Origin of the sequence: Kitasatospora sp. MAA19 (assembly GCF_029894125.1) — a bacterium.
Taxonomy (GTDB): Bacteria; Actinomycetota; Actinomycetes; order Streptomycetales; family Streptomycetaceae; genus Kitasatospora.
In genome coordinates this window covers 312,838-321,954 of the sequence record NZ_JARXYZ010000005.1, presented here as the reverse complement: position 1 = coordinate 321,954, position 9,117 = coordinate 312,838, and the positions used below count along the sequence as shown (strand labels likewise).

Here is a 9,117-nt window from a genome sequence, read left to right as displayed (position 1 = left end):
GGCTCCCAGTAGACGACTGGGTTGATAGGCCGGATATGGAAGCCCTGTGAGGGGTGGAGTTGACCGGTACTAATAGGCCGAGGGCTTGTCCTCAGTTGCTCGCGTCCACTGTGTTGTTCTGAAACAACGACCCCAACCCGTTTGGTTATGGGTTGGTGCGGTTGACAGTTTCATAGTGTTTCGGTGGTCATAGCGTGAGGGAAACGCCCGGTTACATTCCGAACCCGGAAGCTAAGCCTTACAGCGCCGATGGTACTGCAGGGGGGACCCTGTGGGAGAGTAGGACGCCGCCGAACAATCATTCCAAAAAGACCCCCTCCCGTCCGGGAGGGGGTCTTTTTGCATTTCCCGGAGACAGGGCGGAAGGCTTCCGGGCCGGCCCGGCCGAGGGGGCGGGCGCCGTCAATATGTCGCTAAAAGCGCCTGATCAGTGCACTGATCAGCGGAAAATCGCCGCTCACGCCGTAGTCTCGAAGGGAAGGGGAACAGGTGTCCGGGGGTGGCCCCCGGGCAGAGCCGGATCAAGAATGGTGCTCATGGGACGAGGCAGGCTGCGCATCTACCTTGGGGCGGCCCCCGGGGTCGGCAAGACGTACGCCATGCTCGCCGAGGCGCACCGGCGGCAGCAGCGTGGCACGGACGTCGTGGTGGCGTTCGTGGAGGACCACGGCCGGCGGAACACGGCGGAGCTCGTCGAGGGGCTGGAGGTCGTGCCTCGCCGGCTCCTGGTACACCGCGGGGCCGAGTTCACCGAGATGGACGTGGACGCCGTCCTCGCCCGCCGCCCGCAGGTGGCGCTGGTGGACGAGCTGCCGCACACCAACATCCCCGGCTGCCGCAACGCCAAGCGCTGGCAGGACGTCGAGGAGCTGCTGGCGGCCGGGATCGACGTGATCTCCACCGTCAACATCCAGCACCTGGAGTCGCTCGGCGACGCCGTCGAGGGCATCACCGGAGTGCGCCAGCGCGAGACCGTCCCGGACGAGGTGGTGCGCCGGGCCGACCAGATCGAGCTGGTCGACATGTCCCCGCAGGCGCTGCGGCGGCGGCTGGCGCACGGCAACGTGTACGCGCCGGAGAAGATAGACGCGGCCCTGGCCAACTACTTCCGCCCGGGCAACCTGACCGCGCTGCGCGAGCTGGCGCTGCTGTGGACCGCCGACCGGGTGGACGAGTACCTGCAGAAGTACCGGGCCGAGCAGGGCATCGAGCGCACCTGGCAGGCCCGGGAACGGATTGTGGTGGGCCTGACCGGCGGCCCCGAGGGGGCGACACTGATCCGCCGGGCGGCCCGGATCGCGGCCCGCGTCTCCGGCGGTGAACTCCTCGCCGTCCACATCTCCCGCTCGGACGGGCTCTCGGGCTCCGGCTCGCCGCAGACGCTGATCGAGCAGCGCGTCCTGGTGGAGAGCCTCGGCGGCACCTTCCACGCCGTCCTCGGTGACGATCCGGCCGCCGGGCTGCTGGACTTCGCCCGGGGCGTGAACGCGACCCAGATCGTGCTGGGCACCAGCCGCCGGCCGGCCTGGCAGTACCTCTACGGGCCGGGCGTCGGCACCACGGTGACCCGCGAGGCCGGCGACATCGACGTCCACATGGTCACCCACGAGCACGCCGGGCACGGCCGCGGCCGGGTGCCGGTGCGCCGGATCACCGACCTGGGCCGCCCCCGCACCATCGCGGGCTGGCTGATCGGGCTGGCCGGCCCGCCGGTGCTGGCCGTGGTGCTGACCGCGATCGGCGGGCTGGGCCTGTCCACCGACATGCTGCTGTTCCTGTCGTTGACGGTGTGCGCCGCGCTGGTCGGCGGGCTGCTGCCGGCGATCGGGTCGGCGCTGGTCGCCTCCTCGGTGCTGAACTACTACTTCACGCCGCCGCTCCACACCTTCACCATCAACGAGCCGCAGAACATCATGGCGGTGGCGATATTCACCGTGGTCGGCATCTCGGTCGCCTCCGTGGTGGACCTGGCCGCCCGGCGCACCCACCAGGCGGCCCGCAGCCAGACGGAGGCGCAGACGCTCAGTGCGCTGGCCGGCACCGTGCTGCGGGGCGCGCCGAACGGGGACGGGGTGCTGACCGCGCTGATGGAGCAGGTCCGCGAGACCTTCGGGCAGGAGAGCGCCGCGCTGCTGGAGCGCCCGGAGCCGCTCGGCGCCTGGGTGCCGGTCGCCACCGCCGGGCCGCGTCCGCCGGAGCGGCCGGAGCAGGCCGACGTGGACGTCCCGGTCGGCGACAGCCTGGCGCTGGTGCTGCGCGGCCGGGTGCTGCCGGGGGCGGACCGGCGCCTGCTCGGGGCGTTCGCCGCGCAGGCCGCCGTGGTGCTGGAGCGCCGCCGGCTGGCCCGGGAGGCCGCCGCGGCCCGGCGGGAGGCGGAGGGCAACCGGATCCGCACCGCCCTGCTGGCGGCCGTCTCGCACGACCTGCGCACCCCGCTGGCGGGCATCAAGGCGTCCGTCAGCTCGCTGCGGGCGGCCGACGTCGAGTGGGCGCCGGAGGACGAGGCGGAGCTGCTGGCCGGCATCGAGGCCGGGGCCGACCGGCTCGACCATCTGATCAACAACCTGCTGGACATGAGCCGGCTGCAGACCGGCACCGTCACCCCGCTGATCCAGGAGACCGACCTGGACGAGGTGGTGCCGTTCGCCCTCGGCGGGGTGCCGCTCGATTCGGTGCGCCTCGACGTCCCGGAGACGCTGCCGATGATCCGGGCCGACGGCGGCCTGCTGGAGCGTTCGCTGGCCAACCTGGTCGAGAACGCCGTGAAGTACAGCCCGGACGGCGTCAAGGTGCTGGTCAAGGCCGACGCGCTGCGCCAGCCGGGCGGGCCGGGGCGGGTCGAGCTGCGGATCGTCGACCGCGGCCCGGGCGTGCCCGAGGACGCCAAGGAACGCATCTTCGCGCCGTTCCAGCGCTACGGGGACGCGCCGCGCGGCGCCGGGGTGGGCCTCGGGCTCGCGGTGGCGCGCGGCTTCGTCGAGGCGATGGACGGTACCGTCACGGCCGAGGACACCCCGGGCGGCGGCCTCACCATGGTCGTCAGCCTGCCCGCCGCCGCGCGGCCGCCCGAACCGGGGGAGGCACCCGGCGACGGCAACGAGCCGCTGTCCCGGCTGATCACATGACAGCCGGTGGCGCGCCGTTGCGGCCCGCGGTTCCCCGGTTCCGCAAGTCGTACGTTCATCAAGTCCCGCAGTCCGCAAGTCCCACAGTCCGCAAGTCCGACAGCCCTGAAAGGCGGAGCCCGTAAATGACCCGGGTCCTCGTCGTGGACGACGAACCGCAGATCGTCCGCGCGCTGGTGATCAACCTCAAGGCCCGCAAGTACGAGGTCGACGCGGCCCATGACGGCGCGAGCGCCCTGGAACTGGCCGCGGCCCGCCATCCGGACGTCGTCGTCCTCGACCTGGGCCTGCCCGACATGGACGGCGTCGAGGTGATCCGGGGCCTGCGCGGCTGGACCCGGGTGCCGATCATCGTGCTGTCGGCCCGGCACGCCTCGGACGAGAAGGTCGAGGCCCTGGACGCCGGCGCCGACGACTACGTCACCAAGCCGTTCGGCATGGACGAGCTGCTCGCCCGGATGCGCGCCGCCGTGCGCCGCGCCGAGCCGGTCGCCGGCGAGGACGACTCGCTGGTCGTCACCGAGAGCTTCACCGTCGACCTCGCCGCCAAGAAGGTCAACCGGGACGGCACCGACGTCCGCCTCACCCCGACCGAATGGCACCTGCTGGAGGTGCTGGTCCGCAACGCCGGCCGGCTGGTCAGCCAGACCCAGCTGCTCCAGGAGGTGTGGGGCCCCGCCTACCGCACCGAGACCAACTACCTGCGGGTCTACCTCGCCCAGCTGCGCCGCAAGCTGGAGCGCGACCCCTCGCACCCGCGCCACTTCATCACCGAACCGGGCATGGGCTACCGCTTCGAGAGCTGACCGGGGACGCCCCCGGCGGCCGCACGGCCTGCCGCCGGGGGCGTGGGAACCGGTACCCTTCCGGCATGAGTGGTGACAACAGCAGCGACCAGCCGCAGGGGCGCTTTCGCCGCATGCTCAGTCGGCTGACCTCCTCGGCCGAGGAGCTGCAGGCCGAGGAGCTGCGCCAGGAGAGCGCGGCGGAGTCGGGCTGCACGCCGATCGCCGGCTGCGCGGACCGCGAGCTGGTCACCGTCGCGGGCACGCTGCGCACGGTGACGCTCCGCCCGCGGGCCGGGGTGCCGGCCCTGGAGGCCGAACTCTTCGACGGCACCGAGGCGCTGGACGTGGTCTGGCTCGGCCGCCGCTCGATCGCGGGCATAGAGCCGGGCCGCCGGCTCGTCGCCAGCGGCCGGATCAGCCACGCACGCGGGCGCCGCGTGCTGTTCAACCCCCGGTATGAGCTGCGTCCGGTCGGACACGGGAGCGAATGAGCGTGAGCAACCAGCCCGGCGGCGAGTCCGCCGCCCAGCTCGACCTGGTCGAGAACCACCAGGCGGCGACCGCCCCGCACGGCGCCGAGTCGGCCGCCGATGAGGCCGCCCGGAAGGCGGCCGCTTCCAAGGAGGCCGCCGACACCATCCTGCAGGCCTTCGGCGGCGTGCGCGGCATGATCGACATGACGCTGCCCGGCCTGGTCTTCATCGTCACCTACAACATCACCCACCAGGTCAGCGCCTCCGCCTGGGCGGCGCTGGGCCTGTGCGCGGTGTTCGTGGTGGCCCGGCTGGCCCGGCGGGAGACCGTCCAGCACGCCTTCAGCGGGGTGTTCGGCGTCGTCCTCGGCGCCTGGATCTCGATGAAGAGCGGCCGCGCCGAGGACTTCTACCTGCCCGGCCTGCTGTGGAACGTCGGCTACTCCGTCGCCCTGGCGATCTCCGCCCTGGTGCGCTGGCCGATGATCGGCGTGATGCTCGGCCCGGTCACCGGCGAGATGTTCACCTGGCGCAAGGAGAACCCGGGCCGGTTCGCCGCCTACACCAAGGCGACCTGGGCCTGGGTGGTGATCATGGGCCTCAAGCCGGTGATCCTCTTCCCGCTGTACTTCACCCACAACGTCAACCTGCTCGGCTGGCTGAAGGTGGCCCTCGGCATCCCGCCGATGCTGCTGGCGATGTACGTCACCTGGCAGATCCTGCTGAAGGCGCCGCCGCCGATCAAGGCGCAGCTCGACGAGGAGGAGCCGGCCCGGTAGCCGGCCCGCACGCGGGCGAGGGCCCGCACCCGCCAGGGGTGCGGGCCCTCGCCCGTGTCCGGCTCGCGCCGGCGGTGCTACTGGGCGCCGGAGGAGGCCGACAGCAGGTCCTCCAGCTCCTCCTCGCGCTCCTGCGCGGCCACGAAGAGCAGCTCGTCGCCGCCCTCCAGGGTGTCGTCCTTGCCCGGCACCAGCACCCGGCCCTCGCGGATGATGGTCACCAGCGCGGTGTCCTGCGGCCAGGCCACGTCGCCCACCCGGGTGCCGACCAGCTCGGTGTCGGCGGCCAGGGTCAACTCGACCAGGTTGGCGTTGCCCTGGCTGAAGCGCATCAGGCGGACCAGGTCGCCGACGCTGACCGCCTCCTCGACCAGGGCGGACATCAGACGCGGCGTGGACACGGCCACGTCCACGCCCCAGGACTCGTTGAAGAGCCACTCGTTCTTCGGGTTGTTCACCCGCGCGACCACCCGCGGCACCGCGTACTCGGTCTTGGCGAGCAGCGAGACGACCAGGTTCACCTTGTCGTCGCCGGTCGCGGCGATCACCACGTGACAGCGCTGCAGTGCGGCCTCGTCCAGCGAGGTGATCTCGCAGGCGTCGGCCAGCAGCCACTCCGCCATCGGCACCCGCTCCACCGAGATGGAGTTGGGGTTCTTGTCTATCAGCAGGACCTCGTGCCCGTTCTCCAGCAGCTCGCCCGCGATCGAGCGACCCACGGCACCGGCCCCGGCAATGGCGACCCGCATCAGTGACCCTCCTCCTTCGGCCCCTGCGCGAACGCGGCCTCGACCGCCGTCAGGTCGGTCCGGCGCAGCATCACGTGCACCAGGTCGCCTTCCTGCACCACCATCTGGGGCGAGGGCAGCACGCCCTCGCCGAGCCGGGTGACGAACGCCACCCGGGCGCCGGAGGCCTCCTCCAGCAGGCTGATGCGCCGGCCGACCCAGCCCGGGGCGTAGGCGACCTCGGCCAGCTGGACGCCGCCGCTCGGGTCCTGCCACAGCGGCTCGGCGCCGCTCGGCAGCAGCCGGCGCAGCATCTGGTCGGCGGTCCAGCGGACCGTCGCCACGGTCGGGATGCCCAGGCGCTGGTAGACCTCGGCGCGGCGGGGGTCGTAGATCCGGGCCGCGACGTTCTCCACGCCGAAGTTCTCCCGGGCCACCCGCGCGGCGATGATGTTGGAGTTGTCACCGCTGGAGACCGCGGCGAACGCGCCGGCCTCCTCGATGCCCGCCTCGCGCAGGGTGTCCTGGTCGAAGCCGACCCCGGTCACGCGGCGCCCGTTGAACCCGGCGCCCAGCCGACGGAACGCGGTCGGGTCCTGGTCGACCACGGCCACCGAGTGGCCCTGTTTCTCCAGGGCTCTGGCGAGGGCCGAGCCCACGCGGCCGCAGCCCATGATGACGATGTGCACCGGCGCTACCTCACCCGTCCCGTAGGGTTCTTGACCTGCGCAAACACCGTTCATCTCCCTTTCCCGCCCGGCTTCCCTGGGCGAGCGTTCTCGTGCGGCGCCGACTCACAACCTGAGTGTTGCCCGCCGACTCGTATCCGACACGCTAGCCGGTCCATAGAACGCAGTCGCGACGAAGGGGGGGACAAAAGGCGGAGCCCGGCCCGGGAAGCCCCTACGATTCCTTAACGTGCCTATGCCGACTGACCTACCGAAACGCATCCTGATCGGGCGCGCTCTGCGCAGCGACAAACTGGGCGAAACGCTCCTGCCCAAGCGGATCGCGCTGCCCGTCTTCGCCTCGGACGCGCTCTCCTCGGTCGCGTACGCCCCCGAGGAGATCCTGCTGACGCTCTCCGTGGCGGGCGCCTCGGCGATCCACTTCTCGTGGCAGATCGGCCTCGTCGTCGCCATCGTGATGCTCGCCGTGGTCGCCTCGTACCGGCAGAACGTGCACGCCTACCCGAGCGGCGGCGGTGACTACGAGGTCGCCACCGTCAACCACGGGCCCAACGCGGGCCTTGTCGTCGCCAGCGCCCTGATGGTCGACTACGTGCTCACCGTGGCCGTCTCGACCACCTCGGGCGTCGCCAACGTCGTCTCCGCCGTCCCCGCGCTGCGCGGCCACGAGCTGACCTTGTCGGTGATCGTGGTCGTGGTGCTGATGGGCATGAACCTGCGCGGCGTCCGCGAGTCCGGCACCGCCTTCGCCGTCCCGACCTACGCCTTCATGATCGGCGTCGTCGGCATGGTCGGCTACGGCTTCGTCCGGCACTTCCTGCTCGGCCAGGACATGCCCGCCGAGAGCTCCGGCTTCCACCTCGCGGCCACCCCCGGCAACGAATCGGTGGCCGGATTCGCCATGGTGTTCCTGCTGCTCAAGTCGTTCTCCTCCGGCTGCGCCGCGCTCACCGGCGTGGAGGCGATCTCCAACGGCGTGCCGGCCTTCCGCAAGCCGAAGAGCAAGAACGCCGCCACCACGCTGCTGATGATGGCCAGCATCGCCGTGGTGATGTTCATGGGCATCATCTGGCTGGCCCGCCTCACCGGCGTCCAGATGGCCGAGAACCCGACCGAGCAGCTCGTCGGCGCCTCGCCCGGCTACCACCAGAAGACCGCGCTGGCCCAGATCAGCGAAGCTGTCTTCGCCAACTTCACGCCCGGCTTCTACTTCGTCGCCGCCGTCACCGGCCTGATCCTGGTGCTCGCCGCGAACACCGCCTTCAACGGCTTCCCGGTGCTCGGCTCGATCCTCGCCCAGGACCGCTACCTGCCGCGCCAGCTGCACACCCGCGGCGACCGGCTGGCCTTCTCCAACGGCATCATCCTGCTGGCGATCGCCGCGATCCTGTTCGTCATCGCCTTCGACGCCGACCCCAACCGGCTGATCCAGCTCTACATCGTCGGCGTCTTCGTCTCCTTCAACATGAGCCAGTCCGGGATGATCCGGCACTGGACCCGGCTGCTGCGCACCGAGACCGACCCGGCCAAGCGTCGCCACATGCAGCGCAGCCGGGCGATCAACACCTTCGGCCTGGTGATGACCATGGCCGTGCTGATCGTCGTCCTGGTCACCAAGATCAGCCACGCCTGGATCGCGATCGCCGCGATGGTCGTGCTGTTCGTGATGATGAAGGGCATCCGCCGCCACTACGACCGGGTCTCCGAGGAGCTCACCACCGCCGAGGAGCCGGACGACGTGGTGCTGCCCACCCGGGTGCACGCCATCGTGCTGGTCTCCAAGCTGCACAAGCCGGCGCTGCGCGCGCTCGCCTACGCGAAGCTCGCCCGTGCCCACACCCTGGAGGCCGTCACCGTCAACGTCGACCCGGCCGACACGGTGGCGCTGCGCCGGGAGTGGGACGAGCGCGGCATCGAGGTGCCGCTCAAGGTGCTGGACTCGCCGTTCCGCGAGATCACCGGGCCCGTCCTGGACTACGTGAAGAACCTGCGCCGCAGCAGCCCGCGTGACGTGGTGTCGGTCTACATCCCCGAGTACGTGGTCGGCCACTGGTACGAACACCTGCTGCACAACCAGAGCGCTCTGCGGCTCAAGGGGCGGCTGCTGTTCAAGCCCGGGGTGATGGTCACCTCGGTGCCGTGGCAGCTGGAGTCCTCCGAGCGGCGCCGCCCGCAGAAGGCCTGGTCGGCGCCGGGCGCCGTCCGGCGTGGCGAGCCGCGGGCGCCGAAGGCCGTACAGTCGAAGGATTCCGCCTCCACCGGTGCGCGCACCGGTGCCACCTCCGACCGCAGCAAGGACTCCTCCCAGTGACCCGCAACAATCCGCCCCGCTCCTCGGGCTCCTCCGGCGCTTCCGGCAAGGGCGCCCGTCGGGGCGGCACCCAGCCCGGGCAGGCCGCCCGACCGCGTTGGGGCCGGCCGACCCGCCCGGAGGCCACCGACCGCGACGGCCTCACCGCGCGCACCGCGCCGCTCGCCCCGGGAGAGCGGACGGAAGGGCCGCTGCCGGCCGGGAAGGCGGCGGTCAAGGCCGCT

At 71.5% G+C, this 9,117-nt stretch carries 7 protein-coding genes and 2 rRNA genes; 7 read left to right on the top strand and 2 right to left on the bottom strand.

The annotated features are described in order from the left end of the window. The 6 genes from P3T27_RS11730 to P3T27_RS11705 form a co-directional block, all read left to right on the top strand. A 23S ribosomal RNA gene (locus tag P3T27_RS11730) occupies window positions 1–93 on the top strand; the annotation flags it as partial. 86 nt (window positions 94–179) lie between these two features. After that, window positions 180–296, top strand: a 5S ribosomal RNA gene (rrf, locus tag P3T27_RS11725). 240 nt (window positions 297–536) lie between these two features. Next, window positions 537–3,125: a sensor histidine kinase KdpD gene (locus P3T27_RS11720; RefSeq protein ID WP_280677212.1), complete on the top strand. Its 2,589-nt coding sequence runs from the start codon at window positions 537–539 to the stop codon at window positions 3,123–3,125. Window positions 3,126–3,250: 125 nt separating this feature from the next. Then, window positions 3,251–3,931, top strand: a complete 681-nt coding sequence (locus P3T27_RS11715; protein WP_033351413.1) for a response regulator — start codon at window positions 3,251–3,253, stop codon at window positions 3,929–3,931. Window positions 3,932–3,996: 65 nt separating this feature from the next. Continuing rightward, window positions 3,997–4,404 carry an OB-fold nucleic acid binding domain-containing protein gene (locus P3T27_RS11710; RefSeq protein ID WP_063347599.1) on the top strand — a complete coding sequence of 136 codons (408 nt, stop codon included), beginning with the start codon at window positions 3,997–3,999 and terminating at the stop codon, window positions 4,402–4,404. A gap of 2 nt (window positions 4,405–4,406) precedes the next feature. Further along, window positions 4,407–5,165, top strand: coding sequence for a DUF3159 domain-containing protein (locus P3T27_RS11705; protein ID WP_280677209.1), 759 nt, complete (start codon window positions 4,407–4,409; stop codon window positions 5,163–5,165). A gap of 77 nt (window positions 5,166–5,242) precedes the next feature. On the opposite strand, the gene P3T27_RS11700 is transcribed toward P3T27_RS11705, so the two are convergent. Beyond that, a complete protein-coding gene (locus P3T27_RS11700) occupies window positions 5,243–5,914 on the bottom strand; it encodes a TrkA family potassium uptake protein (protein WP_063347598.1) in 672 nt (223 codons plus the stop codon). Further along, window positions 5,914–6,582, bottom strand: a complete 669-nt coding sequence (locus tag P3T27_RS11695) for a TrkA family potassium uptake protein (protein WP_280677208.1) — start codon at window positions 6,580–6,582, stop codon at window positions 5,914–5,916. Before P3T27_RS11695 ends, P3T27_RS11700 begins: the two co-directional genes overlap by 1 nt. Window positions 6,583–6,811: 229 nt before the next feature. Here P3T27_RS11695 and P3T27_RS11690 point away from each other — a divergent pair, with 229 nt between their 5' ends. Beyond that, the gene (locus P3T27_RS11690) at window positions 6,812–8,893 is read left to right on the top strand and encodes an APC family permease (RefSeq protein WP_280677206.1); all 2,082 of its coding nucleotides are present in this window, start codon (window positions 6,812–6,814) and stop codon (window positions 8,891–8,893) included. The last annotated feature ends 224 nt before the right edge of the window (window positions 8,894–9,117 follow it).

Coding starts and splice junctions, on each gene's coding strand:
- P3T27_RS11720 (WP_280677212.1), top strand. CDS start 537: ATGGGACGAGGCAGGCTGCGCATCTACCTTGGGGCGGCCCCCGGGGTC.
- P3T27_RS11715 (WP_033351413.1), top strand. CDS start 3,251: ATGACCCGGGTCCTCGTCGTGGACGACGAACCGCAGATCGTCCGCGCG.
- P3T27_RS11710 (WP_063347599.1), top strand. CDS start 3,997: ATGAGTGGTGACAACAGCAGCGACCAGCCGCAGGGGCGCTTTCGCCGC.
- P3T27_RS11700 (WP_063347598.1), bottom strand. CDS start 5,914: ATGCGGGTCGCCATTGCCGGGGCCGGTGCCGTGGGTCGCTCGATCGCG.